Source organism: Aeromonas sp. S5(2024), from assembly GCF_041403025.1.
Taxonomy (GTDB): domain Bacteria; phylum Pseudomonadota; class Gammaproteobacteria; order Enterobacterales; family Aeromonadaceae; genus Aeromonas; species Aeromonas hydrophila.
The window spans coordinates 11,966-38,075 of record NZ_JBGLRI010000005.1; the positions used below are offsets into that span (position 1 = coordinate 11,966).

23 protein-coding genes are annotated in these 26,110 nt (G+C 60.4%); 11 read left to right on the forward strand and 12 right to left on the reverse strand.

Annotated elements, in window-relative coordinates; all coding sequences use genetic code 11:
- Nucleotides 1-7 precede the first annotated feature (7 nt).
- Nucleotides 8-1,300: a lipopolysaccharide biosynthesis protein gene (locus ACB032_RS11800; RefSeq protein ID WP_371137999.1), complete on the reverse strand. Its 1,293-nt coding sequence runs from the start codon at nt 1,298-1,300 to the stop codon at nt 8-10.
- Nucleotides 1,301-1,465: 165 nt separating this feature from the next.
- Nucleotides 1,466-2,227 (reverse strand): CphA family subclass B2 metallo-beta-lactamase, encoded by a 762-nt coding sequence (locus tag ACB032_RS11805; protein ID WP_371138000.1) that lies wholly within the window; start codon nt 2,225-2,227, stop codon nt 1,466-1,468.
- 743 nt (nt 2,228-2,970) lie between these two features.
- Here ACB032_RS11805 and ACB032_RS11810 point away from each other — a divergent pair.
- From ACB032_RS11810 to ACB032_RS11825, 4 genes are all read left to right on the forward strand, one after another.
- Nucleotides 2,971-4,425, forward strand: coding sequence for an AAA family ATPase (locus ACB032_RS11810; RefSeq protein ID WP_371138001.1), 1,455 nt, complete (start codon nt 2,971-2,973; stop codon nt 4,423-4,425).
- Complete coding sequence (locus tag ACB032_RS11815) at nt 4,422-5,363, forward strand: DUF4435 domain-containing protein (RefSeq protein WP_371138002.1); 942 nt, start codon at nt 4,422-4,424, stop codon at nt 5,361-5,363. The genes ACB032_RS11810 and ACB032_RS11815 overlap by 4 nt, the downstream gene beginning before the upstream one ends.
- Before the next feature lie 368 nt (nt 5,364-5,731).
- Nucleotides 5,732-6,640 (forward strand): hypothetical protein, encoded by a 909-nt coding sequence (locus ACB032_RS11820; RefSeq protein WP_371138003.1) that lies wholly within the window; start codon nt 5,732-5,734, stop codon nt 6,638-6,640.
- Between the two features lie 109 nt (nt 6,641-6,749).
- Complete coding sequence (locus ACB032_RS11825) at nt 6,750-7,214, forward strand: CesT family type III secretion system chaperone (RefSeq protein WP_371138004.1); 465 nt, start codon at nt 6,750-6,752, stop codon at nt 7,212-7,214.
- 96 nt (nt 7,215-7,310) lie between these two features.
- On the opposite strand, the gene ACB032_RS11830 is transcribed toward ACB032_RS11825, so the two are convergent.
- Nucleotides 7,311-9,014, reverse strand: a complete 1,704-nt coding sequence (locus ACB032_RS11830; RefSeq protein ID WP_371138005.1) for an amidase — start codon at nt 9,012-9,014, stop codon at nt 7,311-7,313.
- A 255-nt stretch (nt 9,015-9,269) separates the two neighbouring features.
- Complete coding sequence (gene aguA / locus ACB032_RS11835; protein WP_371138006.1) at nt 9,270-10,367, reverse strand: agmatine deiminase; 1,098 nt, start codon at nt 10,365-10,367, stop codon at nt 9,270-9,272.
- A 153-nt stretch (nt 10,368-10,520) separates the two neighbouring features.
- Here aguA and ACB032_RS11840 point away from each other — a divergent pair, with 153 nt between their 5' ends.
- Complete coding sequence (locus ACB032_RS11840; RefSeq protein WP_371138068.1) at nt 10,521-11,474, forward strand: LysR family transcriptional regulator; 954 nt, start codon at nt 10,521-10,523, stop codon at nt 11,472-11,474.
- Between the two features lie 165 nt (nt 11,475-11,639).
- Here the strand turns inward: ACB032_RS11840 and ACB032_RS11845 are convergent, their stop codons facing one another.
- Entirely contained in the window at nt 11,640-12,206 is a 567-nt protein-coding gene (locus ACB032_RS11845) for a TetR/AcrR family transcriptional regulator (protein WP_244089068.1), read from the reverse strand.
- 188 nt (nt 12,207-12,394) lie between these two features.
- Between ACB032_RS11845 and ACB032_RS11850 the strand changes: the two genes are divergently transcribed.
- Together ACB032_RS11850 and ACB032_RS11855 are read left to right on the forward strand one after the other, a co-directional pair.
- Complete coding sequence (locus tag ACB032_RS11850; protein ID WP_236766114.1) at nt 12,395-13,432, forward strand: alkene reductase; 1,038 nt, start codon at nt 12,395-12,397, stop codon at nt 13,430-13,432.
- 203 nt (nt 13,433-13,635) lie between these two features.
- A complete protein-coding gene (locus tag ACB032_RS11855) occupies nt 13,636-14,574 on the forward strand; it encodes a GNAT family N-acetyltransferase (RefSeq protein ID WP_371138007.1) in 939 nt (312 codons plus the stop codon).
- Between the two features lie 56 nt (nt 14,575-14,630).
- Here the strand turns inward: ACB032_RS11855 and ACB032_RS11860 are convergent, their stop codons facing one another.
- A complete protein-coding gene (locus tag ACB032_RS11860) occupies nt 14,631-15,089 on the reverse strand; it encodes a carboxymuconolactone decarboxylase family protein (protein WP_371138008.1) in 459 nt (152 codons plus the stop codon).
- 80 nt (nt 15,090-15,169) lie between these two features.
- Here ACB032_RS11860 and ACB032_RS11865 point away from each other — a divergent pair, with 80 nt between their 5' ends.
- Nucleotides 15,170-15,646: a MarR family winged helix-turn-helix transcriptional regulator gene (locus ACB032_RS11865; RefSeq protein WP_371138009.1), complete on the forward strand. Its 477-nt coding sequence runs from the start codon at nt 15,170-15,172 to the stop codon at nt 15,644-15,646.
- A 66-nt stretch (nt 15,647-15,712) separates the two neighbouring features.
- Here ACB032_RS11865 and ACB032_RS11870 read toward each other — a convergent pair whose 3' ends face one another.
- From ACB032_RS11870 to ACB032_RS11880, 3 genes are all read right to left on the reverse strand, one after another.
- On the reverse strand, nt 15,713-16,051 hold the full coding sequence (locus ACB032_RS11870) for a nuclear transport factor 2 family protein (protein WP_139390785.1): 339 nt from the start codon (nt 16,049-16,051) through the stop codon (nt 15,713-15,715).
- Nucleotides 16,052-16,219: 168 nt separating this feature from the next.
- The gene (gene prfC / locus ACB032_RS11875) at nt 16,220-17,809 is read right to left on the reverse strand and encodes a peptide chain release factor 3 (protein WP_085946238.1); all 1,590 of its coding nucleotides are present in this window, start codon (nt 17,807-17,809) and stop codon (nt 16,220-16,222) included.
- A gap of 254 nt (nt 17,810-18,063) precedes the next feature.
- On the reverse strand, nt 18,064-19,926 hold the full coding sequence (locus ACB032_RS11880; RefSeq protein ID WP_371138069.1) for a diguanylate cyclase: 1,863 nt from the start codon (nt 19,924-19,926) through the stop codon (nt 18,064-18,066).
- 223 nt (nt 19,927-20,149) lie between these two features.
- Between ACB032_RS11880 and ACB032_RS11885 the strand changes: the two genes are divergently transcribed.
- Nucleotides 20,150-21,154: a sensor domain-containing diguanylate cyclase gene (locus ACB032_RS11885; protein WP_043127922.1), complete on the forward strand. Its 1,005-nt coding sequence runs from the start codon at nt 20,150-20,152 to the stop codon at nt 21,152-21,154.
- 9 nt (nt 21,155-21,163) lie between these two features.
- Here ACB032_RS11885 and viaA read toward each other — a convergent pair whose 3' ends face one another.
- Both viaA and ACB032_RS11895 read right to left on the reverse strand, forming a co-directional pair.
- On the reverse strand, nt 21,164-22,618 hold the full coding sequence (gene viaA / locus ACB032_RS11890) for an ATPase RavA stimulator ViaA (RefSeq protein WP_016349461.1): 1,455 nt from the start codon (nt 22,616-22,618) through the stop codon (nt 21,164-21,166).
- A gap of 52 nt (nt 22,619-22,670) precedes the next feature.
- Nucleotides 22,671-24,278: an ATPase RavA domain-containing protein gene (locus ACB032_RS11895; protein WP_180807628.1), complete on the reverse strand. Its 1,608-nt coding sequence runs from the start codon at nt 24,276-24,278 to the stop codon at nt 22,671-22,673.
- A 238-nt stretch (nt 24,279-24,516) separates the two neighbouring features.
- Between ACB032_RS11895 and ACB032_RS11900 the strand changes: the two genes are divergently transcribed.
- On the forward strand, nt 24,517-24,996 hold the full coding sequence (locus ACB032_RS11900; protein WP_371138010.1) for a DNA polymerase III subunit psi: 480 nt from the start codon (nt 24,517-24,519) through the stop codon (nt 24,994-24,996).
- Between the two features lie 50 nt (nt 24,997-25,046).
- Nucleotides 25,047-25,496 carry a ribosomal protein S18-alanine N-acetyltransferase gene (gene rimI, locus ACB032_RS11905; RefSeq protein ID WP_011704681.1) on the forward strand — a complete coding sequence of 150 codons (450 nt, stop codon included), beginning with the start codon at nt 25,047-25,049 and terminating at the stop codon, nt 25,494-25,496.
- A 37-nt stretch (nt 25,497-25,533) separates the two neighbouring features.
- Here rimI and ACB032_RS11910 read toward each other — a convergent pair whose 3' ends face one another.
- Nucleotides 25,534-26,079 carry a hypothetical protein gene (locus ACB032_RS11910; protein WP_371138011.1) on the reverse strand — a complete coding sequence of 182 codons (546 nt, stop codon included), beginning with the start codon at nt 26,077-26,079 and terminating at the stop codon, nt 25,534-25,536.
- Nucleotides 26,080-26,110 lie beyond the last annotated feature (31 nt).

The following is a 26,110-nucleotide window of genomic DNA, read 5'->3' on the forward strand; positions in this document are numbered from 1 at the left end:
CCGGCGGCTACCCGTTACTGGCCAACACAGGCGGCAGGGCCCGCAGGATGCGCTGCTCGGCCAGGGTGGAGAGCACGAACATCACCAGATAGCCGAGACCCAGCGCCACGATAATGGCCACCACGTTGGTGGTGAAGCGAGCCACCAGGTAGTAGGCCGCCACCAGCGCGACTATGCCCACCGCCCGGATCAGCAGACTCTGGGTAAAGTGGCCGTGGGCCTTGATGTAGGCAAGCTGGTAACCGTTGAGCATCATGAAGATGAAGAAGAGGGAGAAGTGCAGCAGCACCGGTACGGCCCCCAGGTAGTCGGCCGGGAACAGCAGCGACACCAGCGGCTTGCCCGCCAGCAACATCACCAGGAAGAACACCAGACTGACGATGGCGCTGAGGCGGAAGATCCAGCGCCGGATCAGGCGGATCTGGCGGTGATCGCCGCTGCGCAGATTGACCGCCAGCTCAGGCAGCACGAAGCGGTAGATGGGGAAGACAAACAGGGTGGTCATGTAGGTGAAGATGGGGCGCACCACCACCTGAAAATCCCCCAGCTCGTCGAGGCTGAAGTGGCGAATGGTGAGCAGTACCGTGATGTAGATCATCAGGATGCTGGCCCCCGCCTCGAGGGATGCGGTAAAGCTCTTCTTCACATAGCTGCGCATCTCGGGGCCAAGCTCGACCTTGGCCAGCGGCCGGGTGGCGATGGCCCTACGCCGGTGCAGATACATGTAGCCGGCTATGCCGAGCGAGGAGAAGGTCAGCCCGTAGAACAGCGAAGGGAGCGCTTCCATCCCGAGCCCAAAGTAGCAGGCCATAAACAGCAGACCGTTGGCCAGCGGCTCCAGCCAGGTGACCCGGTTGGAGATCCCGTACATCCGGTACATGGCCACCAGATTGGTGAAGTAGACCTTGAGCCCCAGCCCGAAGATGACCCCCACCAGTTGCAGATATTCGGCCCGGATATGGAGCCCGTGCTTGATGTAGGGGATCACCAGCCCCCAGGTGAGCAGCACCATGCCAATGAGGAAGTAGCGGAAGATATTGATGATGTCCCGATCGTTTTTGGTCTGGGAGTAGCTCACCACCATGGAGGAGCGAAAGCCGGTCATCAGGATCAAGGAGAGGGAGATCAAATCCACCACGCTGTTGAACAGCGCCAGATCCCCCTTGGCCACCCACTGCGCCAGCCACACCTTGAAGGCGAAGCCGATGATGATGCTGGCAAGGGACGCCCACATGCCGGTGATGAAAGCCTGCTTGAGGCGGCCAAGTGAATCGGGTTGTTCGTCTTGAATTGCGTGCATCACGAAAGGCCCGCTAACTGCGTGAAGAGAGGCCCATCTTATGAAAGGGGACCGCCCTTGAACAGCCCGAAACAGGGGGCAAGGGCGCTCCCCTGCCACAAACGCCCGGCCGGGCGCCTCTTTTATCGTGCGCCCAGCGCATCATTCGACTGCCGCCACGCCGGCTTATGACTGGGGTACTGCCTTGATCAGCGCCTCGTAGTGATCGATAAGCTCGGGGCCGTGCAGCGGCGAGTCGTGACCGCCCACCACCGTCTTGATCGGCAACTTCATCGCCTTGAGCCGCTCAAGCGTCTGTGGATAGGCCTTCACATCGGCAAAGCTGAGGTTGCCCAGCTTCTCCTTGAGGATGCAGTTGCCATAGAGCACCTGCTGGTCGGGGAAGTAGACAAAGATACCGTCCGGCGTGTGGGCCGGGCCCGCGTAGAAGGCGCGCAGCTTGCCCTCTTGCAGCGTGAAGTCGCCATCGTGCACCACGTTGGGCAGCACCAGCGGCAGGTCCGGGTACTCCGGCAACCCCTTGCGGGTAAAGCCGACGATCTCGGCCCAGTCGCTCTTCATCAGATCCCGGGTCTGACGCGTCGCTACCACCTTGGCCCCGATGGACTTCCAGTAGGCGTTACCGCCGGCCCGGTCGGTGTGGTAGTTGGTGTTGATCACCTCCAGCACCGGCTGGCGGCTGACCCGTTTGATCAGCTTGTGCAGCTCGCGGGCGGTATCCGGCGTCCAGGTCGCCCCCACCACGGTCACGCCCTTGGCCCCGAAATAGACCATGGAGTTTTCCTTCACGTAGTAATTGTCTTCTACCACGTAGACGGGGCCGCTCACCTGTGTCAGCGACATCCCCGCCGCCCGCACGCTGCCACCCCAGAAACTCGCCATCAGCACCACGGCCCCGGCCAGCCCGCACTTTATCCAACCTTTCATCATCTTGCTCCCTCGCGCCAATCGGCCCCTCGCCACCCCTGTGACAAGCCGGGCCCATTTATCAGTGGGCAGAAAATACGGGGGATTTGTGAAGGGAAAATGGGCTTGTGTGAAGAGAAGGTGAAGTCTGGGGGAAGTCAGGTGGAATTCAGAAAAAACAGGGGGAATTGGCGGTAAACCACGACCAATATGGCGATTGGCAGTACGGGGAGTAGAGAGAGGTAAAGGCTCAAAACACGCAATCACCGACTTGCTGTAGGGACGATGAGCACAGCGTAATCGTCCGCATACCGCCGAGCACCACGTTATGGCAAAGCAGGCAGAAAACTCCGGATGTCCGCGGCTTCTCGGCTACTACCTGTTCACGGTCGTCCTAATACGTCGCGCTATTCGAGCCCATGACATTGATAGATTACCCAACTAAAAAACGATACATTTTTTATAGTTACAGCATCATCTACACTAGCCTAACTCATCCCATTTGCTTACCATGCCCATATGGTGCCTATGAAAATGCAATGGACCACTGAGCCTGCTGGTTTATAGGAGCATATTGGAAGCTGTAATCCACGGGCGGTAGCGTGGCCTTCGGTTAAGCTACGCCTTACTCAGAAAAGTGCGTATTCCAGATATTACAGCAATGATCACGTGGCTACTCCTCTGCAAAACCCAACATACAAGGTGATATTTCATACTAAATACATTATTTCATCAATCTGCACATACTTATTGGAGATAGTAAAATGAACTATGAACTTAAAAGATTTTCTATTAAAAAACTATATGGCTATAAGGATATAGAATTAATATTTAACGGAAAAAACACAATAATAATTGCCGAAAATGGCGCAGGAAAAACGACTTTAATTAATGCTTTAAAATCTACACTTAAAGGAGAAGCAGATGAATTAAGAAAAATCAGATGTGAATCAATAGAACTTGACATTGGAGAAAAAAAGTTCTCCATTAATATATCTGAATTGGGATTTAATGAATTTTTGTCCAGTTCTTTCGTGCCAACTAGTTTAGAATCATTAAAAAGATACATTAATACATCAGAGGTCGAAGATTTATTATCCTTCGCAAGAAGTAAACCAATCAAAAGCGCGAGAAATACAGCATGGTATCATAAATTATATTCATCATCTCCATATACGCACCCTGACATTGAAAACATGCTTAATGATTTAAAACGAGCACTTAAAAAATATTATAGCTCAACAAATGAAAGTGATCTTTTCCCCTCAAGTACTTCAGAGAAAACAGAGTCATCAATTAATCTAGATGAAATAAGAAAGATCACAAGTGACATTGATATTATTTACCTTCCCACCTATCGAAGAATTGAAAAGTCCACGCTGCGAGATAGATTTAACCGTGAAGATAGCGATAATTTTTCTATAGTTGATGGCGAGCTTATCAAGTTAAATCAACAGTCATCATCTAATATAGAGTTTGGTTTGTATGATGTAGAAAACAAGTTAAAAGAAATTAGCTCTTCAATAGAACGTCGTTCAAGTTTGGGCTATAGAAGCCTCAGCGCAACAATAATTGAAGATATGATGACAGGTAAAATAGATGCGCCAACTAAAGGCAAGCAAAAATTACCATCTATTCCTGAGCTTTCTCTATTCTTGGGTAGAGTTGTCAACAAAGATATAAAAGAAAACAAAAGAATAATACAAGAAGTCACTGCAATTATGGAAAGCAAAGAGCAATTAATAAACAATAGAATGCTTAATTATTTTCTTTCTAAATTAAAAGGTGTAATTGACTCTACTAAAGAATTAGAAGAAAAAATAGAAAGTTTTGTAAGCATATGCAATAAATACTTACAGCTATCTGACGATTCGAAGTCATTAAATTATGATGTGGAGAGTTTACAAGTTGTTGTTAAGGACATTTTCACAAAAACGCATATAGAATTGGAAGATCTTTCATCTGGCGAAAAGCAGATTATTTCTTTGATGGCTCATATGTACCTTGATCATACTAAAAGTAAAATTGTTTTGATCGATGAACCAGAATTATCATTGTCACTTGAATGGCAAGAACATGTATTAGTTGATATATCAAACAGTCCATCAGTAGTGCAGTTGTTGGCTATAACTCATTCTCCATTTGTTTTTAATAACGAATTAAAAGATGAGGTTAAAACACTCAGCATCACAAAAAATAAAGAGACTGTGAAAAGATGAATGATAGGCTAGCAAGAATGATGAGTGCAATAAATACCCCTTGTGTACTGCGCTTGAAATTGATAAAGAATAAAAATCCAGGGGAAATAATGTTTGTTTTTGAAGGGGATGATGACTATGATTTTTACTTTCACGCCTTAAATCTAAGTGGCTTTATAAAGAATTATTCACATATCAATGGCTCAGGCAAAGATCAATCGGTAGCTCTATTTACAGAACTAAGTGACAAAGACAGCACCCATCTTGAGAATACATATTTTTTTGTTGATCAAGATTATTCTTTATTTTGCCACTCTGCTAAAAATATAATGACACTTCCATTCTATGCAATTGAAAGCCCTCTTTCAGATGAAAAAATCATTAGACATTTTCTGACGTCCACTTTCAGGTTTGATGATAAAAATAAGAAAATAATTGACAGCGTCATGACATATTATAAAAGCGCAAAAGAAAGCTTTTATCAGGAAATACGTGAGCTATCAATCCAACTATATATGTCAAGAGTATTAGGGCTAGGAGTTGAATTTCCATGTAATGAGGACATTTTCGAGAAGATAGACAAGGATTCTGTCACCTTGAAGTTAAAAAGCATTGAATTAATTAGCAACAGAATGCAGTCACTTTCAGATGATGAAAAACATTACTATGACGCTGTTCGTTCTTTAAGCAAAGAGCAATTGACTAGAGGAAAATATGTTTACCACTTTGTTAGAGAGTGGCTAATGAGGATTAAAAAATACATTCACAATAGAATAGATAGTTTCAATGCTGAACTTGATAGAGATATTCAAAAAGCCGAACTGGAAAAATTAGAAGAATTAAAAACAATTAAAAAAATAAACAAACCTCAATATGAACATAAGGATTTATCAATAGCTAGATTAGTTCCGGCATGTCAAAAAATCCCTGAGCTAGAAAGATTTATCACAAGAATATAATTCTTGTTTCGATATATATCTAGATGACATTACAATCTGGCGACCATGAATAAGCATAGTAAGAATTAACAACTAACATTTTCATAGTAAAAAACCACCCGCATGACGGGTGGTTTTTTTGCTTTATAGTGAGGCAACCCAGTGTTGTTATGCCCCAACGGCAGCAAACACGGCGGCACCATACGCTTGCTGCCGGTGGACTCGAAGGCCGAGGCGAAGCGCAGCAGCTTGTATCCATCACAGGAGCCTCCGGCGCAGACCAACCCCAAACTAAAATAGTGCAACCATGGCTAATAAACGCCGTTTTCACTGACGGGTATGATGCAGGCCAGATGTATCGCTTGTTAGTGAGATAAGGAACCAAGGTTATGGCTATTCATGGAGCTACCCCGGTGATGTTGAAGGCTATCGACAGCCTGCAGCTCACCAACGTCAACCCCGGCAGCAATCAGAAGCTTGCCCTTCATCTGGGTGAAGGCAAGGAGTACACCATTCATATCGGCAAGAGTGGGGATGTCTCCGTACAGCGAGACCTGGCCCATTTAAGCACGCTGGGCCGCATCAAAAATGCGGTGGTCGATTTCTTTAGCCGAGCCGCCACCAAGGGGGAGAGCGCACTCACCACCCGGGCCACTCAAATTCAGTCCGAGGTGCAGCGGCAGCTGACCGAACTTGGCCAAATCAAGAAGCTTGTGCAGCAAGCCTTTAACCAGCCCATCAGCGAGTTCAAAAACGATGCCCAATATCTGAAGCCGGGCAGCGATCCCAAGACCGCGACCCTGGCGGATGTTACCGACTCCAACAAGAATCGGCTGGGTCTTGAGGCCATGAGCGATTCCTCCCGGGCATTTGCCATGGAGCACTTCTCCAGTTTTATCAATGGGAGAGACGCCATCTTCGGCCTGCTGAGTTCCCGTGCCATCGAGCAGACCAATACGCTGTTCACCTCGCTGAGTAACGATCCCAAGGCATTGCAAGAGGCATTGAAGGTGCACAGTCAGGAGTCGGAGGTGTTCAACACCAAGGTCAATGCCGAGTTCAATCGCAGCTTCGGCCAGCTGTTTGAGCAAAGAGCCAGCGCCGAGCTGGATGCCCTGACCGCGGCAAACACACGCACCAACGAGACATCACCGGCGATCGATGAAAATACTGGCTCATCAGACGGGGAGAACGCCCCCGCCAAGATGAAGAAAAGCGTGCGCTTTAACGACAATCCAGTGAGCGATGTCCGGGTGTTCGAACTGGAAGAGGGCCGAGTACTCAATATCAAGGTGTAGCCCTTGCCTTCAATATGGATGACGGCCCTGCCCACTCGGTGGCGGGGCCGTCTCGTTGTGATCTTGCCCTGCCCCTTCGAAGACGACCGGGCAACCGGACTGGAGCGTTGTGTTGGATATCTATCAGAAAATCGTGGCCGAGCTGTCGGTCGAACCGCTGGCCTTCGATGAAAACGGCGTCTGCACATTCGAAATCCAGCGAGCAGCAGAGGAATCGACCGCCCCCTTTGTGGTCAATATCGTGGCTCAACCCGACGAGATGGCGCTGGTACTCTCGGTGACCACGGCGAGCGATCTTCCCGAGCGTTTATCCCGCGAGTTATTCCTGCGTTTTGGCGAGCATGCCCTTGCCCCCTTGCGCCATGGCTATGGGGTCGGCATCTATCCCGGCACCGAGCGGATATCGTTTTTCTCCAAGATCGCGCTGGGGAACTATCGCCCGCAACAGATCAGGGAGAGCCTCGCCGATCTGCTGGAGAAGGCCCACGAGTGGGAGGGCAGTTTGTCCCAAGAGGAGCAGACCCAGCATATGACCAAGAGCGAGATGGGGGCGGGCCAGAACATCCGGGTGTGATAGTCAAAGCCAGAAAATGAACGAAAAAAGAGGGAGGCATGATGCCTCCCTCTCTCTTTATGCCTGACCTAACAACAATCATGCCAGCTGTGGCGATCAAGCCAACGGTGGCGTCCGTGGCGGCACCATACGCTTGCTGCCGGTGGACTCGAAGGCCGAGGCAAAGCGCAGCAGCTTGTTGTCGTCATAGGCGCGACCGGCGAAGGTCAGGCCCACCGGCATACCGATATCGGCCATCACCCCCATGGGGACGGTGACGGTCGGCACACCGAGGTGGCGAATGGCGAGGTTGCCGTTGGCAACCCAGATGCCGTTGCTCCAGGCGATATCGGCGGAGGCCAGATTCACATCCGCGTCAGCAGGGGCGACGTCGGCGACGGTGGGGAACAGCACGGCGTCGAGCTTGAGCCCCTCCATCCAGTCTTCCAAGTCCAGCTTGCGGGTCTTTTCCAGCCCACGCAGGCCGTCCGGCACAGAGGCAATCTCGTCGAAACGCTTGAGACCGCGCTTGGCCATATTGACGTACTCGTCCATGCCCGCCGCCAGATCGCCCTCGCGGTTCGGCAGGGTACCCGGATCGTGGGGGAAGATCTGGGGGCCGTCCACATCGGCCAATTTATTCAGCTTGGGATCGCCGTTGGCGCGCAGGAAGTCGTCAAACGCCCAGCCGGAGAGCTCCCACAGCTCGTCATTGAGAAACTCAGGGCTCACGATGCCGCGATTGAACACGGTCGGTGCGCCGGGTCGGTCCCCTTCGCAGTTGGAGACCAGCGGGAAGTCCACTTCGATGACTTCGGCGCCAGCGGCTTCCAGCGCCTGACGGGCCTGCTCCCACAGCGCAATCACGGCCTCGCGGGTATGGATGCGCTGACCGGTCGGGCCGCCGATGCCGGGGTTTTCGCTGGTGCCGGCCAGTTCATCCTTGTTGATAAACATACGCGGCACGCCGAGGCGCTTGCCCTTGAGGGCATCGGGCTTGGCGGCCAGCTCCAGATAGGAAGCCGGACGCACCTCGGACGCCTTGGGGATCTTGACCCAGGGCTGCAAGCGCCACAGATCGCCACGGGTGTCGGCATCGTCGGCCACCACTACGTCGAGCACTTCCAGCAGATCGGCCATGGTGCGGGCGTAGGGCACCACCACATCCATGGTCGGGGTCAGCGGCCAGTTGCCGCGCACCGAAATCACGCCACGGGATGGGGTGTAGGCACACAGGCCGTTGTTGGAAGCCGGGCCACGGCCGCTCGACCAGGTCTCTTCGGCCAGACCAAAGGCGGAGAAGCTGGCGGCGGTGGCGGTACCGGCACCGTTGGAGGAGCCGGAGGCAAAGGGCGCGGTCAGGTAGTCGGCGTTGTAGGGGCTCTCGGCACGGCCATAGACGCCGCGCTGCATGCCGCCATTGGCCATCGGCGGCATATTGGTTTTGCCAAGGCAGATGGCACCGGCGGCGCGCAGCCGCTCAACGGTAAAGGCATCGCGCTGGGCCACCAGATCCTTGAAGGCCGGGCTGCCGGAGGCGGCGGTCAGCCCCTTGACCAGATAGCTGTCTTTGGCGGTGTAGGGGATGCCGTCGAGCGGGCTCAGGGTCTCGCCACGGGCACGGCGCTCATCAGACGCTTGCGCCTCTTTCAGCGCATCGGGATTGGGCACTACCAAAGCATTGAGCTTGGTGTCGGTCTCGGGGCCGTTGTAAGCCTCGATCCGGGCCAGATAGGCCTTGACCAGTTCGACCGCGGTGGTGCGGCCTGCTTCGAGCGCACCGCGCAGCTCGGCAATGGAAACCTCGGTCACTTCGATCATGGTGATCTCCTGTAAAGGGTGACGGTTTGTCATGATGATCGCCGCATCAGCACCTGCGACCATCACGTCATCAAGAGATAAAACCCCACGGCGTGGGGTTTTGAATACTAACTAGAACCGGTTTACGACCCGTCGCGAGAGGGCGTCAGCAAGGTGAAGAGCAGCGCAGGAACCGGAGCGTATAAACATACGTGAGGCTTCCGAGCAGCACATGAGCCTTGATCACGGTCTCGCAGCAGGATCGTCATTCGGTTCTTATTTGCCGGAGGGGATCTGCTGGGTAATGCAGTGGATATTGCCACCGCCCAGCAGGATCTCGCGGGCCGGCACGCCGACGACCTTATGCTCCGGGAAGATCTCTTCCAGAATGCGCTGGGCTTCGCCATCGGTGGCGGCATCCAGCAACGGGTAGACGATGCGATCGTTGGTGATGAGAAAGTTCACGTAGGAGCCGGCCAGACGACCTTCCGCCTCGCGCGGTACACCGGTACCGCTCTCGACACCGGCAGACTCTTCCTGGGTGCAGTAGAGCGGGCCCGGCTGGGGCAGCTTCCACACTTTCAGCTTGCGACCCTTGGCGTCGACCGCCGCTTCCAGCACCTTGAGGGCGGCCACGGAGCGGGCGTACTGGGGATCGTTCTGATCGTCAGTCCAGTGCAGGGCCACTTCACCCGGACGCACGAAGCAGCACATGTTGTCGATGTGGCCGTCGGTCTCGTCCATGTAGACGCCTTCGTCCAGCCAGATAAAGCTCTGCACACCCAGATAGTCGCGCAGGTGAGCTTCGATCTGCTCTTTGCTCAGGTGCGGGTTACGGTTTTCGTTGAGCAGGCACTCGGCGGTGGTCAGGCAGGTGCCTTCGCCGTCGACGTGGATGGAGCCCCCTTCCAGAATGAGCGGCGCGTCGTAACGGGCCATGCCGTGCTGTGCCAGCATCTGGGCCGCCACTTGCTCGTCTTGATCCCAGGGATAGTAGAGACCGCCCTTGTGGCCACCCCAGGCGTTGAAGCCCCAATCCACCCCACGGCACTCGCCGGCCGCGTTGGTGACGATGGTGGGGCCGCTGTCGCGGGCCCAGCAGTCATCGCTGTTCATCTCGACCAGGGTGATGTGGGCAGGCATGATGGCGCGAGCCTGCTCCATAAACTGGGCCGGCACCCCCATAAAGACCGGGGTGGCTTGCCCGATGGCATCCGCCACCTTGGCGAAGGTGACTTGCGCGAAGCGACCGGCCTCACGCCAGTTGTCCGGGCGAAACGGCCAGATCATCCAGACGGCCTGCTGGTGTGCCCACTCGGCGGGCATGGTGAAGCCGTCAGCGGCCGGCGTGGTGTTCATGGTCTTGATGCTCATCGCAAGGCTCCTTGCATGGATTGAGACCCCGCAGGCGTGAAAACGCGGCGCGGGGATCCTGGAAAAATAACAGTGGTCGCAGTGTAAGAAGTTGCGCTCACATCCATCAAATGAATAGGATGGATTGTCCCATAAGCCTGGCAAATAATCTTGATGAAACTGCACCAGCTCGACCTCAACCTGCTGCTCGCCTTTGACGCCCTGATGACCCAGGGCAGCGTCACCCGCGCCGCCGAAACGCTCTTTATCAGCCAGCCCGCCATGAGCCATGCGCTCAATCGCCTGCGCACCTTCTTTGGCGATCCGCTGCTGGTGCGCACCCCGCAGGGAATGCTGCCGACCCCGCGCGCCCAGCGGCTGCATCTGGGGGTGCAGCAGGCGCTGCGACTGCTGGAGCAGCAGCTCAGCGACGAGGAGGTGTTCGAGCCGAGCCAGTCGAAGCGCCGCTTCGTGCTCTGCACCACGGATTACGTGGAGTGCGTGCTGATCCCGCCGCTTATCCAGCGCCTCAAACGGCTGGCGCCCGGAGTCACCATCGAGATCCGCATCCTGCGCGACACCCTGCCCGAAGCCGAGCTGGCGAGTGGCGAGATAGATCTGGTGCTCGGCTTTGACGAATACATGCAGGTGCCGGGGTATCTCGGCAAGGAGACCTGGCTCACCGAGCCGCTGGCCGGGCTGGTGCGCGCCGATCTGCCGATGGCCGCCCCGGCGCTCGCAGAGAGTGGGGATGACCCGGCGCTGCCGGCCGAGCGCATCAGCTTGGCGCAGCTGATCGAGATGCCCCACGTGTTCCACTCGCCGCTCGGAACCTCGGAGGCGAGCCTGGATCGCTATCTGAAGACGCTGGGCTTCAGTCGCACCATCTCGGTCAACAGCCAGAGCTATATGTCCGCCGCCGCCATCGTCAGCCAGAGCGATCACCTGCTGGTGCTGCCCAGCATGGTGGCCGAGCTGCTCGCCAGCCACTGGCCGCTGAAAAGCCTGCCGCTGCCCGAAGATGTGCCGGATTATCACCTCAACTGCGTCTGGCATCCGGTGCATGCGCAGCAACCCGCTCTGATCTGGTTAAAGGCGCTGATGAAGGAGTTGGTGAGCCCGGCGTAAACCCGCAGCGTCTGGCATACCAAAGCAGCATGCGCAGCAGCCGGCCCTGGTGTGGCTCAAGCATCTGATGAAAGAGCTGGTGAATCCTGAATAACCCGACGGCGTGTGACCTCCCAGAAACAACCATGGCTCCCGCAGGAGCCATGGTTGTTTCTGGGTGGCGCATTACGCCCGAAGAGCCGTCATCAACTGGGTGACCACGCCGCCCAGCAGGGCGGGATCGGGGCGGCACTGGGCGAAGGTGACCAGGCCCTGGATGTTGATGAGCAGGAAAGCGGTCAGGGTCGGGATATCGCGCCCGGCCGCCAGCTCGCCGCGCTCGAGGGCCAGGCTCAGCACCGCCGCCAGATCGGCATCCAGCTCGCCATAGATGGCCTTGAGCTTCAGGTGCAGCTCTTCGTCCTGCTCTGCCAGCTCCATCAGGGTGCGGGTCACCAGACAGGTGCCGCAGAGGGCGTCGTTCACCACCTGCTCGAGGTAGGCCTGCACCCCCGCCAGCGGGCTCGCGGCGGCGAAGCAGCTGCGCCGCAGGGCGCTCTTCTCCTGCACATAGTGATCGACCGCCGCCAGCAGCAGGCCGCGCTTGTTGCCAAACGCCGCGTAGAGGCTGCCCGGATGCAACCCGGTCGCCGCCACCAGCTCCTGCATGGTGGTCTTGGCGTAACCCTTGGCCCGAAATGCCTCCATGGCATTTCGCAAGACGTCGTCCCGGTTGAACTCGGCGCTGCGCATGGTTTCTCCGTTGAAAAAGCGGATTCACCGGCCAGGGGCCGGCGAGGGGAAATAAGAGGGCGGCAAGTTTACCCCAGCGAGCCGGCAACACCAACCCATGTTGAATGCTCGTTCAAAAAAGACTTGCACACAAAACAAAAAACGTCTTGAATGCACGTTCAAGAATCACTCCCTCAGGACAGACGATCATGAATACCCTGTTTCAGCCCTATCGCCTCAACGACACCCTCACCCTCGCCAACCGTTTCATGATGGCTCCCCTCACCCGCTGTATGGCAGGCCCGGGCCTGGTGCCCACCGAGCAGATGGCCGCCTATTACGCGCGCCGCGCCGACATCGGCCTCATCATCTCCGAAGCCACCATCATCCGGCCGGACGGTCAGGGCTACCCCAATACCCCGGGGATCTACAGCGCCGAGCAGATCGCCGGCTGGAAGAAAGTGACCGGCGCCGTGCATGCCAACGGCGGCAAGATCTTCGCCCAGCTGTGGCACGTGGGTCGTCTCTCCCACCCCTTCTTCCACCACGCCGAAGTGCTGGCCCCCTCCGCCGTCGCCCACGAGGGCACGGTGCCCCGCATGCGCGAGCTGGTCTATCAGGTGCCGCGCGCCCTGACCGAGAGCGACATCGCCCAGCTGGTCGAGGATTACGCCCAGGCCGCCGCCAACGCCATCGAAGCAGGCTTTGACGGGGTGGAGATCCACGGTGCCAACGGCTACCTCATCGATCAGTTCCTGCACCACGCCAGCAACCTACGCACCGACAACTACGGTGGCAGCCCCGAGAACATGAGCCGCTTCGCGCTGGAGGTGGTGGATGCCATCAATGCCCGCATCGGCGCGGATCGGGTGGGCCTGCGCCTCTCCCCCGGCGCCTATGTGCACCTTGAAGGGGATGCGCGGGATCGCGCCGTGTTCGACCACCTGCTGGCCGAGCTGAACCAGCGCAACCTGGCCTATGTGCATCTGGGCATCTTCGATGACAGCCTCACCTTCGACTACCTGGACGGCCGCGCCTCCGACTACCTGCGCGCCCGCTACGACGGTCATCTGGTGGGGGTGGGCAACTACAGCGCCGAGACCGCCGCCGAGGCCATCAAGGCCGACCGCTTCGACCTCGTCGCCATCGGTCGCCCGCTCATCGCCAACCCGGACTACCTCGCCAAGGTGAAGCAGGGCGACGCCCTGGTTCCCTATGCCGACACCATGCTGGCCGAGCTGGTCTAACGCTCGCCGGCACCTTGCCTGACCAAGGATGGGATCCGTGCCCTCGCGCGGGTTTCCAATGTTTGGGCCCCCTCCCGGGCCCTTTTTTGTGCCCGCTCGTAATTCCCGCCGTTTCACGACCCTCGCCAGCGCAATAAAAAGTTGCTAGTAACAACTAGTTGGCTATATTGGTTGTTGATGACAACCAAATAGGAAGCCCTGATATGGATCCCCGCCCCCTGCGCGCCCTGTCGCGCGATCTGGTACGCGAACTCGGCATGCTCTCCCAGCAGTGCGGCGAACTGGCGCTCAGCCCGCTCGAAGCCCATCTGCTGATCGAGCTGGAGAGCGGCCCCGCCACCAACCAGCAACTGGCCGAACGGCTGCGCATCGACAAGTCCAACGCCAGCCGCCCGCTGGCTCGCCTGGCCGAGCGCGAGCTCATCAGCTGGCACCCCCATCCGTCCGATGGTCGCAGCAAGGAGGCGCGCCTCACCATCGCCGGCCAGGCCCAGCTGCTGGATCTGCATCAGGAGATGGACAGCGCCATGGAGGAGACCCTGGCCCAGCTCACCCTCGCCGAGCGCGAGCAGCTGTGGACCGGTCTACGCCTCTATCGCAGCGCCCTCTCCCGCGCCCGTCGCCAGCAGGGTTACCGCATCCGTCCCATCACAGCTGCCGACAACAGCCAGATTGCCGCCGTGATCCGTGCCGTCTCCGCCGAATACGGGCTCACCGCCGACAAGGGTTACGGGGTGGCCGACCCCAATCTGGATCGGCTGCATGAGACCTATCAGGGCGCGCAGAGCCGCTACTGGGTGATCGAGGGGCCGGACGGCACCATTCTCGGCGGGGGCGGCATAGCGCCGCTGGCGGGGGAAGAGGGGCAAGTCTGCGAGCTGCAGAAGATGTACTTCATGCCCTCCCTGCGCGGGCTGGGGCTGGGACGCCGGCTGGTGCTGCAGGCGCTGGACGAGGCGCGCGCGCTCGGTTATCAGCGCTGCTACCTGGAGACCACCGCCGTGCTGCGCGAGGCCACCGCGCTCTACGAATCCCTGGGCTTCGAACACCTGCCGGGCCCGCTTGGCTGCACCGGCCACGATGCCTGCGAGATCTGCATGGTGCTGACGCTTGGCGCCGGCGATGACCAGCGACCAGCCTGAGTGATCAGCTCGGGATAAAAGGGCGGCGCGATACCGCCCTTTTGTTTGGCTGCCGCTCAGAGCTGGGCGGCGGGCGGCACGAAACGCAGCGCCACCCCGAGCCGGTTCCAGCTGTTGATGGTGGCCACCGTCACCGACAGCTGCACTATCTGGGCCTCGCTGAAGTGCTCGCGCAGCTCGCCATAGAGTGTGTCGGGCACACCGTCCGACGGCAGCTGGGTCAGGCTCTCGCTCCAGGCCAGGGCCGCCCGCTCCGGGGCGCTGAACACGGTGGCATCGCGCCAGGCCGCCAGCTGATCCAGCTTGGCCTGCCCCACCCCGCTGCGACGGGCGATGTTCAGGTGATACTGCAGGCAGAAGCTGCAACCGTTGAGCTGGGAGGCGCGCAGCTTCACCAGCTCGCTCAGGCTCTTGTCGAGGCCGGCCTCGTCCACCGCCTTGCCGGCGGCGATCAGGGCGTCGTGAGCCGCCGGCAGCAGCTGGCGAAAGTCGGGGTAATCGATGCGGGTGCTCATTCTGGTGTTCTCCTTGGGCATGATTTAATATCAGGGCACGAACAACATATCAGCACCCTGACATGATAAACAAGCCCCCCTTGAGTACAGAGCTGTCCATCCCCCTGCCCGCCCCCGGCGAGGGCAAGCGCGGCGAAGCGGGCCACCTCGGCTATCTGCTGCGCCAGGCCGCTGCCGCCCAGCGCCTGCGCATGGAGCGGGCGCTGGCGGACCTGCCCATCACGGCGCCCCAGTTTGCCCTGCTCACCATGCTGGATGCCTACCCCGGCAGCTCCAACGCCGAGCTCGCCCGCCTCACCCTGCTCACCCCCCAGACGGTGAGCCCCATGGTGACCAGCCTGGAGCGTAGCGGCCTGCTGGCCCGCACCCCTCACCTCCAGCATGGCCGCATCCAGCAGCTCAGCCTGAGCCCGGCGGGTGCCGCGCTGCTGGCCGAGGCCAAGGCCAGGGTCGCCCGGCTGGAACAAGAGCTGGCCGCCCCGCTGGCCGAGGAGGAGTTGCTACTGGTCAAACGCTGGTTGGCGAACCTCGCCAGCGGCATGGAGGGCGAGGCCTGACGCCAGCCGGTGTTAGCGGACGGGGCTTGCAGTCAGGCCGAGGCAGACAGGGGCGCAGGGCGCCTTTCAGGTGGGGAAGTAGAACCAGGCCGTCTTGATAAGGCCGGCCTCCACTTCGAAGACGGCCATGCTCTCCAGCGGCTCGGGGGAGAGGCCATAGATCAACTCGTGATCAAACACCTTGTTGCCGATGACGGTTCTCGACAGCAGCTCGGCCCTGAGCTGCGGGTTATTGAAACGATGCTCGGCATAGAAGGCTCTGAGCGCCCCCTTGCCCACTGTGCTCGGGCTCTCCGTCGGCATCCGGTATCCCTTGAACGCCTCGCAGAAGCAGGCCAGGAAGGCCTCGAGATCATGGGCGTTGTAAGCTTGAAATTGTGCCTCGACGGGCAGTTCGACCGACATGCATCACTCCCTGAATCATGTAACAGCCTCCTTTATAGGGGGCATCGCCCCCCTTGTCGACGGATGACGGCAGCACTGCCCCCATCTGCGCCTTGATCGCCATGCAACAAAAGACCCCGCCTGGGCGGGGTCTTTTTTTATCTTGTCTGCCTAGCGGGCAAGCCCTTATCAGTGCTCGCGGGTCTGGCGGAACTGGACGTCAGGGTGACGCTCCTGGGCCAGGCGCAGGTTGACCATGGTCGGCGCGATATAGGTGAGGTTGTCACCGCCATCGAGGGCCAGGTTGACCTCGTTCTTGCGCTTGAACTCTTCGAACTTCTTGACGTCGGTCCCTTCCACCCAGCGGGCGGTGGAGACGTTGACCGCCTCGTACAGCGCCTCGACGTTGTATTCGCTCTTGAGGCGCGATACCACCACGTCGAACTGCAGCACACCGACCGCACCGACGATGAGATCGTTGCTGATGAGCGGACGGAACACCTGCACCGCACCCTCTTCGGAGAGCTGGACCAGCCCCTTGAGCAGCTGCTTCTGCTTGAGCGGATCGCGCAGGCGGATACGGCGGAACAGTTCCGGTGCAAAGTTCGGGATACCGGTGAACTTGAGATCCTCACCCTGGGTGAAGGTGTCACCGATCTGGATGGTGCCGTGGTTGTGCAGACCTATGATGTCGCCGGCGAAGGCGTCTTCCGCCTGCTCACGGTCACCGGCCATGAAGGTCACGGCGTCGGAGATGTTCACGTCCTTGCCGATGCGCACGTGGCGCATCTTCATGCCCTTGGAATAGGTGCCTGACACGATACGCATAAAGGCGATACGGTCGCGGTGTTTCGGATCCATGTTCGCCTGGATCTTGAACACGAAGCCGGAGAACTTCTCCTCGGTGGCGGCCACTTCACGGCTCTCGGCCTTGCGCGGCATGGGCGACGGTGCCCAGTCGGTGAGGCCGTCCAGCATGTGGTCGACACCGAAGTTGCCGAGCGCAGTACCGAAGAAGACCGGGGTCATCTCGCCGGCGATGAAGGCATCGTGATCGAACTCGGGGGAGGCACCCTGCACCAGCTCCAGCTCGCCACGCAGCTGGGCAGCCAGATCTTCGCCGATGGCGGCGTCCAGCTCGGGGTTGTTCAACCCCTTGACCACCCGCTTCTCCTGGATGGTGTGGCCCTGACCGCTCTGATACAGATAGGTCTCGTCCTTGTAGAGGTGGTAGACCCCCTTGAAGGATTTGCCACAGCCGATAGGCCAGGTGATGGGGGCGCACATGATGTTGAGCTCGCGCTCCACCTCGTCCATCACCTCCATCGGATCGCGCACTTCACGGTCCAGCTTGTTCATGAAGGTGAGGATGGGGGTGTCGCGCAGCCGGGTCACTTCCATCAGCTTGCGGGTCCGGTCTTCAACACCCTTGGCGGCATCGATGACCATCAGACAGCAGTCGACCGCCGTCAAGGTACGGTAGGTATCTTCGGAGAAGTCCTCGTGACCCGGGGTGTCGAGCAGGTTGACCAGGCAATCGGCATAGGGGAACTGCATCACCGAGGTGGTGATGGAGATACCACGCTGCTTCTCCATCTCCATCCAGTCGGATTTGGCGTGCTGGCCTGAGCCACGGCCCTTGACGGTACCGGCGCGCTGAATGGCCTGTCCGAACAGCAGGACTTTTTCGGTGATGGTGGTTTTACCCGCATCCGGGTGCGAGATGATCGCAAAAGTGCGTCTCTTGGAGACTTCACTCAGAAATTCAGCTGACATAATTCAACGTTCTTCTATTGGGCGGCGGCCTTAAGCCACCGTGGGATAATTCCGGAGTGCCGCATTGACTCACGGTCCGGCATGGATACGCAACGAGCCACACCAAGCTGGCATCAGACCAACCGGTGGAGAGAGGAAGAGGGTTGCGTTACATGGGTCTTCTCACCTGAGCCAAAGCAAAATTGCGCGACATTATACCCGCGCGAGTGAAAAATACCCAGCCCGGCTTTGCAGACGAGCAGGGGAGCCTGCGCCCCCTACTCGGCCCGCATCACCTGATTGCGGCCCGCCTGCTTGGCCCGGTACATGGCCTCGTCAGCCCGCTGCACCAGATCGCCGAAGCTCTCGTCGAGGGGGCTGTACTGGGCACAGCCGATGCTGACGTGCACCGGCTGCCCATCGGGCATCCCGTCGATGCGCAGTTGGGCGACCCGATGACGGATCCGCTCCGCCACCTCGGCCGCCTCGTCGAGGCAGGTGTCGGGCAGCAGCACCAGAAACTCCTCGCCACCGTTGCGCCCCACCCGATCGAGGGAGCGCAGCTGGGCGGCGACGCAACTGGCCACCTCGGCCAGCACCTTGTCCCCCATGTGGTGGCCCAGGGTGTCGTTGACCTGCTTGAAGTGATCGATGTCGAGCTGCAGCACCGACAAGGTCTTGCCATGCTCTCGCGCCTGCTTGAACCAGGCCTGCCCCTTGGCCTGGATCTGGCGGCGGTTGTGCAGCCCGGTCAGGTCGTCGGTCATGGCCAGCCGGCGCATCTTGCGGGAGCGATTGAACTGATGCAGCGCCAGCATGCCCATCACCAGCAGCAACAGAATGACCACCGCATATTGCCAGTGGCGCCGCTCCTGCAACTGCTTGAGCTTGGCCTCCTGCAGCAGCTGCTTGGTCTTGAGGGCCTGGTTCTCCAGCTCCTTGCGGGCCAGGTCGAATTCGAAGCGCATCTGCAACGAGCGCTGCTCCCTGAGCACCCGTTCCAGAGAGTGCTTGGTCTCGACGTACTTTTTGAGGCTGGCCAGCGCCCCGTTGATCTGGCCCTGCTGCTCCAGGATCCGGGCCCGCACCTCATAGACCCGCGCCAGGAAGCGCTGGTTCTTCTCCTTGACGAAGATGGGTTCGGCCTGGGCCAGGTAGTAGAGCGCCTTGGTCGGGTTGCTCTGCGCCGCCTCCGCCATTCCCATCACCAGTTGCCAGTGGCCCAGGGTCACGCTGTCGGAGCTCTCGCCACTGCGCAGGATGGCATCCGCCTGCTGCAGCTTGCTCACCGCCTCGGCCACCTTGTTCTGGTTGAGCAGGATGGTAGCGATCTCGATCTGGATCCAGGCCAGCAGCCCCTCCTTCTGCTGGGAGCGGTAGAGCTGCTCGGCCTGGATCATCAACGGCAGGGCCCGTTCATACTCCCCCATCTCGGCATAGAGCAGCCCCTGCTGGGAGCGGATGTCCACCAGCCGCTCCTGATCCCCCAGGGTGCCGTAATCGTGCTCCAGCTCCTTGAAATAGCCCTCGGCCCGCTCGTAGAGCCCCATCCGCCGGTAGGCGTTGGCGATCTGGGCCAGCACCTCCCGCGCCTTGCCGTCCTGCCCCAGCGACTCGAAGCGCTTGTGCGCCTCGATAAGCTCCATCAGCCCCTCCGCCAGCTCTCCCTGATAGGCGTACATGTCGCCGCGAAAGCTGAGGATGTCGGCCTCCTGCAGCCGATCGCCGAGCCGGCGGGCCAGCACCAGCGCCTGCTGATAGTCGGCCTTGGCCTGGTCCATGTTGCCGAGCAGCTGCTGGTGAAAACCACGACAGGTGAGCAGGCCGGTCTCGGTGATCCTGTCCTTGCGGGCCCGGACGATGGCCAGCTGCTGATCGGCAAAGGCCACCACGGCGCGATACTCGCTGTCCCACTCGGCGGGCATGGCCCAGCACTGCAGGCGCACGATGCGCCCTTGTACGTCGAGGGGATACTCATCCTTGCTCGCCACCAGCGCGGCGATGCGCAGCCGGAATATGCGGTCTGGCTGGAAGCCCTCTTCCAGCAGCTGCAACTCGCGGGAGAGCTGGGGTTCGGTCAATGGAGTCCGAGCCGCCCAGGCGAGAGGCGTGCACAATCCCGTCAGCAGGATCAGGGTCATGATGCGTTTCATGCCGGTTCGGTTTCCCCTCTGGTGGTACAGCTAGGCAGGTGTGTTCACTATGACCATCATATCCTGCCTTGTTCAAGCACACAGCCACCAGGGAGAAAGAGAGAAAATCAGCCAGATCTGGCGGGCTCTCACACTGACCCCTCGTGCCTCTTTACAGATGGAAAATCAGCATCGACTATAAGCGCCATCCACTACAGGGAAGCGCGGGTTGATGACATACCAGGAGCTGCAGGCGGCCTACGACAAGCTGCTGCAGGAGAACGAACGGCTCAAGCGGGTCGCCGAGGATGCGCGGGAGAAGCTGGAAGCCGCCATGGACGGCACCGGCCTGTGCATCTGGCAGAACCATGTGCCCACCGGCAAGCTCATCATCTTCAACCGCCGCTGGGGCGCCATGCTCGGCTACCAGCCCAAGGAGCTGTCGGCTCACTTCGACGTCTGGCGCGAACACCTGCACCCGGAAGACAGGGAGCGGGTGCTGCAGGCCTTCTTCGATCACCTGAGCGGCAAGAGCCCGTTTTATCAGGTGATGCACCGGATGATCGCCAAGGATGGCAAGACCACCTGGGTACTGGACCGGGGCCGGGTGGTGGAGCGGGACGCACAGGGCAACCCCATCCGGGTGATGGGCACCCACATCGACATCACCCACGAGAAGGAGTACGAGCAGCAGCTGGCCCAGCTGGCCCACCGGGATCCCCTCACCGGCCTGCTCAACCGCACCGCGCTGCAGCGCCAGTTCCCGCAGGAGTACCAGGCGATCTGCTTCATCGATCTCGACGACTTCAAGCAGGTCAACGACAACCTGGGCCATCGCGCCGGCGACGAGCTGCTGATCGCCCTCACCCGCCGGCTGCGCGACTGCTGCGAGGAGGGGGTGAAGATAGGGCGGCTCGGCGGCGACGAATTCGTGCTGCTGCTGCCCTGGACCAGCGATGATCCCCGCACCAGCCACCTGGCCCGCCAGTGCATCAACGCCATCTCCACCCCGTTCGAGCTGCCCAACGGCGACGCCTCGGTGGGATTGAGCATGGGGATTGCGGCGATCCGGCCGCAGGATGATTTCAGTACGGCGCTGGCCCGCGCCGACCAGGCCATGTATCGGGTCAAGCGCAGCGGCAAGCGGGGTTTTTACGTCTCCCAGCCGAGCGGCCAGCCGCTGCTGGATCAGGAGCAGGTCAACGAACGGGGGCTCGGCCACCAGCCTCGCTGCTGACGGCCAGGCTCAGCTGCGCTGCCAGCGCCGCAGCAGGCGCCCGCGCAGGCCGCAATCGAGCAGCCAGCTGTTGTCGAACACTCGCAGCAGCGCCGGTTTGGCGTGGCGAGACATGGCCACCGCGTGAAAGCGGGTCTGCTGCTTGCGCTGGCGGTTCATCCGCTCCAGCAGGCTGTGGGGCAGGCTCTGGGCGATGAAGTCGGAGACCACCAGCACGTCCGCCTTGGCAAAGGCGGGGTCATCCAGCTTGATCAAGGCCTTCTCAAGGCAGGGCACCAGATCGGTACCACCGTGAAAACTCATGGAGAGGAAGCGCTCCGCCTTGTCGAGCCCGGTGTCGGCGGTGATCTCCAGGGTCGCCACCTCGGTGGAGAAGAGCATCAGGTAGCAACCACGCTTCTCGTCCATCGCCACCTTGAGCAGCGCCAGAAACAGCGCCTTGGCGCACTCCTCCGGGTATCCCCCCATGGAGCCCGAGGTGTCGATGCAGACGATGAAGGGCCCCCGCTGCTGCAGCTGCCGCCCGCCGAGTTCCGGGGTGCGCAGCATGATGCGCTGGCGTGGCAGGGTGCCACGCGACTGGTAGCTCAGCAGGCGCCGCTCCAGATAGCGGCGGTAGAACTCCAGCTCCAGCTCCGGCAGCGCCAGCATCACCGCCTCGCTCGGCAACAGTCGCATCAGATCGCTGGCCGGGTGAATGCCCACTAGATCGTCCGGCACGTCGTCGGTCTGCACCTCCTCCAGCTCGTGCACCTGCACCGGCGGCACCGGCGAGTCGTTGGCCCGGTTGTCCTGCTGGCTGCGCCCCAGCAGGTTGGCGATCTCCGCCAGCAGCGGCTCGCGCTGCAGCATGCGGGCGTACTGCTTGACCAGCACCAGGCTGCGCTTGTGCCAGCTGCCCTGCGCCAGATCCCACAGCCCGCCGGCGGAGATCTGGTTGGGATCGAGCGCATCGGCCAGGGTACGGCTCGCCAGCAGCTGATCTTCGATCTCCTGGCGCTGCTTCTCCCGCTCCGCCTCGGCGATCTGCTGCTGCAGTTGCAGCAGGCTGCCCACCAGGCTGGTACGCCACTTCTCGATCAGCAGCTGGCGCTGGCTGTCGGTGGGATGGGCCATCAGCTGGCGCACCAGACTGCGTGCCTCGCCGGCGAAGGGACTGTACTGCTCCAGCCCGTCCAGCAGGGCCGGCAATCGCCCCATCAGCTCGGCCAGCGGCAACCCCTTGTGGGCCTGATAGAGGCGATACTCCTGCTCCAGCGCTACCGGCACCGGCTTGTGGCGCATCTCCTCCCCCAGCTGTTCGCTCCAGCGGCGGATCCGCTTTTGCAACAATTTGCCCTGCAGCGGGGAGCGCTTGATGAACTCGGAGATCTTGGGGGTGGAGGCCAGCAAGAGCGCCATCTCGCCCGCCAGCTCCCCCTCGCCGATGAGCAGCCCCAGATCCATCATGCCGATCTCAAGCATGGCGACCTCCGCCGACCAGGCTCACCACAGTCCCTTTCGCGCTCGCCATGGCTCAGGCGTCCAGCTGCGGCAGCCGGTCGTGCCAGTGGCTGAGGTCGGCGCGCAGCTGGTCCAGATCCCGGTTCAGCACGAAGAAGCTGTCCTCCACCTGCTGCAGCCAGTGGCGACCGATGAAGAGGTGCTGCTGATGGCGCTCGAACAGGTTGCGCTGGCGCTTGAGCTCCTGCGCCAGCACGCCGGCCTCTGCCAGCAGCCCGGTCAGGGCGGCCTGCCAGGGGGCGATCACCACCTCGGGGATGGGGTTGCGCTCCACCAGCACCAGGGGAACTTGCTGGCGCTGCAGGTCCAGCACGTGCAGGCGCAGCTCGTCGTCCAGCACCAGCTCGTAGTGGCCCTCCTTGGGGTTGCCGAGTGGCCAGCCCACCAGCGCTTCGCCGGTAGGATGCCAGTGGGAGAGCAGGGTGCGGTCGAACACCAGCGTCTCCACCAGCCGCTCCGGATCGTCGCCATCCAGCGCCGCCGGGGTGAGCAGGTGGAAGTGCGCCAGTTTGCCGAACGGGCGGGCATTGGCCAGTGGGATCTGGATGCCGCGGGCGCGGCGCCCGAACCACTGCTGGCGCTTTCTGGCCTTGCAGCACAGGCGCTGGGCCACGCTCTGTTTGAGCTGCTTGAACTGCTCCCGCAGCCCCATCAGCTGACGGGTCATGGCCAGCTGCTGATAGCCGTAGAGGCGGGAGAACTCGGTCATCATCTCCAGCAGAGCGGTGCGCGAGGCCTCGTCATGCCAGAGGCAATCCTTGAACAGCAGCAGATCGAGCGGGGCTACCTCGCCGCGGCCGTTGAAAAAGGCGCTCGCCTTGATGAGCCTGACGGCCTTCTTCCAGCGCCGATCCGACACATAGCAGCTGTGGGCCAGCTGGCTGTCGAGCTGCTGGCGCAGCTGATAGATGAGCTCGAAGCAGTCGTCCGGCAACCGGATCCGGTCGATCTGCTCCTGCCACTCCAGGTACTCCTCGCCGTGGATCTGCACCGAGGGCGGCAGATTCTGGTGGGATTGGCCGTCGCTGGCCAGCATGGCCTGGAAGTTGGCCTTCTCCTGCACCCGGTCCATCCAGATCCGCACCAGCATGCGGTCGTAGAGCGCTTCCAGCCCGCTGTCGGGGGCCGGCAGCTCGTTGGAGGCGGTCACCAGCAGCCGCATGGGGATGGGGTGCTGGCTGTCGCCGTTGCGAAACTGCCGCTCGTTGATGGCGGTGAGCAGGGTGTTGAGGATGGCGGGGCCCGCCTTCCAGATTTCGTCGAGGAACACCACCTCGGCCTCAGGCAGGTAGCCGGCGGTGAGCCGCAGATACTTGCCATCCTCCTTCAGCGCCTGAATGGAGAGGGGGCCGAACACCTCCTCCGGCGTGCTGAAACGGGTCATCAGGTATTCGAAGTGGCGGGCATCGAAGAAGGCCAGCTTGAGGCGCCGCGCGATCAGGCTCTTGGCGATGCCGGGCGGGCCCAGCAGAAACACGCTCTCGCCGCACAGGGCCGCCAGCAGGCCGAGCCGCAGGGCATCCTGGCGCTCGTAGAGCCCTTCGCCGAGGGCCGACAGCAGGCGTGGCAGGCGCTCGTGAATGGGGGCGAGACGAAGATTCTGTGATGCTAAAGGTGGCATAGGCACACTTCCGATACTGGGGTTGTCTGGAACCGGCACACCCGCGACGCAATCGAAGGTTCCCTGTCCTGCTTGTTGGATTGTCGGGAGGCCGCCTGTGGCTCGCTCCGGCCGGTTGCCGAGCGCCGGGCCGCCTCACCTGGCTAAAACATACCGCAAAAGATGCAGCAAAACGCGTTCGAGTGTACCCTGCGCAGAGCTTTTTTCATCAATGCAGATCAAGACTGAGTCATCGTCCATGCAAGATCCAGTGCAGCTGACCACGGCGCGGGAGCCCGCCCCCGAGCAACCTGACCAGGCATCCGGTCGCCTGCGGCAACACCTGCTGGCCCGGATGGGCATCCCGAGCTGGCAACTGCGCCGGCCAGCCCTGCTGGCGGGCCATCAGGTTGCGCCCGCGCCGGCCAATGAGATCCCGGCAAGCGAGCAGGAGGCCGCCTCGGCCTCGGCCGTGCCGAGCGAGCCGCCAAGCGGCAAGCTCTGGATCCTGGCGAGCCGGCTGCCCGCCCCCGGCCTGCTGGCGGATCTCTGCCAGCTGCTCGGCATCGGCAGCGACGAGGTCAGCCTGCTGAGCAGCCTGCCCGTTGGCCACACCCCGCCCCTGCTCTGGCTGGAGGCGGCCGATCCCGCCTGGCCAGAGGCCCTGATCTGCCCGCTCGCGCCCAGCCCGGCCCAGAAACGGGCGCTGTGGCAGCAGCTCAAGGGGCGCCTCGGCTGAGTGCCAGGCCCCACCCTCTCTTCGTTCAGCCGCCCCGACCCGGAGCCACCATGGTGCAATTTCGTCCCCTGCTCGAGACCGACTTCGAGCTCATCTACCCCATCGAACAGGCTGCCCACAAGGAGCCCTGGAGCCAGGCCAACCTGCTCTCCTGCTTCGGGCCGCGCTACCTCAACGGCCTGCTGCTGGTCGACGGCCAGCCGGCCGGTTTCTACATCTCGGATCTGGTGGCGGGCGACAGCTCGCTGATGAACATCTGCGTGCACCCCGACTTTCAGGGCAAGGGGCTGGGGCGGGCGCTGCTCAGGGAGTACCTCACCCGCAGCAAGGCCAACAAGGCCGAGGCCTGGTTCCTCGAGGTGCGGGCCGGCAACAGCACCGCCATCAGCCTCTACGAGAGCGAGGGGTTTGCCGAGTACTGCCGGCGCGCCGACTACTACGGCACCGGCCAGGATCGGGAAGATGCCGTGCTGATGTCCCGCCTGTTCGACTTCGGCTAGGCCGCCGCGCTACATCTGCGGCACTACATCTGCAGCACTACAGCAGCGGCGCGTTGTCGAGAGCCGGATCCTGCAGGCTCTGGGTGGTGTGCAGCACCGCCTCGAACCCGGCGGCGGAGAGCGGCATGAAGAAGCCGCGCTGCCAGGTCACCCCGGGCATCCAGATCTGCTGGATATCCACCACTATCTTGATGGGCTTGAGCGGCTCGCCCGGCTGCTGCACATAGATGCCGGGCGGGGTCGCCACCTGCGGGAAGCGCCGCAATATGTGCTCGCTGCCATCCCCCGCATCCGGGTTGAGGCGCACCTTGACCAGCCGGGCCAGCACCGGCGCCATCTCCGCTGACTGCCACAGGGTGGTCTCCAGCAGCTTGCAGCGCCGGCATTTGGCGCGCTCGATCACGTAGAGCAGCGGATAACCCTTGTGCAGGGCCAGCTGCTGCGCCTGCGCATAGCCCTCGGCACCGCTCAGCCAGGGGTTGTCCTCCTCGCTCACCGAGCCTCCCAGCGTAAACCAGAGGCCGCCGGCCCCCGCCAATAACAGCAATACCCCGGTCACCACCCCCTTGATGCCGACACTCATTGTTCACCCTCCCTGAATGGCTCCGCATGTC

Excerpts from the sequence above, each read along its gene's own strand:
- ACB032_RS11845 (WP_244089068.1), bottom strand. The coding sequence starts at position 12,206 with ATGCGCAGCGCCGAGTTCAACCGGGACGACGTCTTGCGAAATGCCATG.
- ACB032_RS11820 (WP_371138003.1), top strand. The coding sequence starts at position 5,732 with ATGGCTATTCATGGAGCTACCCCGGTGATGTTGAAGGCTATCGACAGC.
- ACB032_RS11830 (WP_371138005.1), bottom strand. The coding sequence starts at position 9,014 with ATGATCGAAGTGACCGAGGTTTCCATTGCCGAGCTGCGCGGTGCGCTC.
- ACB032_RS11840 (WP_371138068.1), top strand. The coding sequence starts at position 10,521 with ATGAAACTGCACCAGCTCGACCTCAACCTGCTGCTCGCCTTTGACGCC.
- ACB032_RS11815 (WP_371138002.1), top strand. The coding sequence starts at position 4,422 with ATGAATGATAGGCTAGCAAGAATGATGAGTGCAATAAATACCCCTTGT.
- ACB032_RS11810 (WP_371138001.1), top strand. The coding sequence starts at position 2,971 with ATGAACTATGAACTTAAAAGATTTTCTATTAAAAAACTATATGGCTAT.
- ACB032_RS11900 (WP_371138010.1), top strand. The coding sequence starts at position 24,517 with ATGCAAGATCCAGTGCAGCTGACCACGGCGCGGGAGCCCGCCCCCGAG.
- ACB032_RS11805 (WP_371138000.1), bottom strand. The coding sequence starts at position 2,227 with ATGAAAGGTTGGATAAAGTGCGGGCTGGCCGGGGCCGTGGTGCTGATG.
- ACB032_RS11880 (WP_371138069.1), bottom strand. The coding sequence starts at position 19,926 with ATGACCCTGATCCTGCTGACGGGATTGTGCACGCCTCTCGCCTGGGCG.
- ACB032_RS11850 (WP_236766114.1), top strand. The coding sequence starts at position 12,395 with ATGAATACCCTGTTTCAGCCCTATCGCCTCAACGACACCCTCACCCTC.
- rimI (WP_011704681.1), top strand. The coding sequence starts at position 25,047 with ATGGTGCAATTTCGTCCCCTGCTCGAGACCGACTTCGAGCTCATCTAC.
- ACB032_RS11855 (WP_371138007.1), top strand. The coding sequence starts at position 13,636 with ATGGATCCCCGCCCCCTGCGCGCCCTGTCGCGCGATCTGGTACGCGAA.
- ACB032_RS11885 (WP_043127922.1), top strand. The coding sequence starts at position 20,150 with ATGACATACCAGGAGCTGCAGGCGGCCTACGACAAGCTGCTGCAGGAG.
- ACB032_RS11800 (WP_371137999.1), bottom strand. The coding sequence starts at position 1,300 with ATGCACGCAATTCAAGACGAACAACCCGATTCACTTGGCCGCCTCAAG.
- ACB032_RS11910 (WP_371138011.1), bottom strand. The coding sequence starts at position 26,079 with ATGAGTGTCGGCATCAAGGGGGTGGTGACCGGGGTATTGCTGTTATTG.
- ACB032_RS11860 (WP_371138008.1), bottom strand. The coding sequence starts at position 15,089 with ATGAGCACCCGCATCGATTACCCCGACTTTCGCCAGCTGCTGCCGGCG.
- aguA (WP_371138006.1), bottom strand. The coding sequence starts at position 10,367 with ATGAGCATCAAGACCATGAACACCACGCCGGCCGCTGACGGCTTCACC.
- viaA (WP_016349461.1), bottom strand. The coding sequence starts at position 22,618 with ATGCTTGAGATCGGCATGATGGATCTGGGGCTGCTCATCGGCGAGGGG.
- ACB032_RS11870 (WP_139390785.1), bottom strand. The coding sequence starts at position 16,051 with ATGTCGGTCGAACTGCCCGTCGAGGCACAATTTCAAGCTTACAACGCC.
- ACB032_RS11895 (WP_180807628.1), bottom strand. The coding sequence starts at position 24,278 with ATGCCACCTTTAGCATCACAGAATCTTCGTCTCGCCCCCATTCACGAG.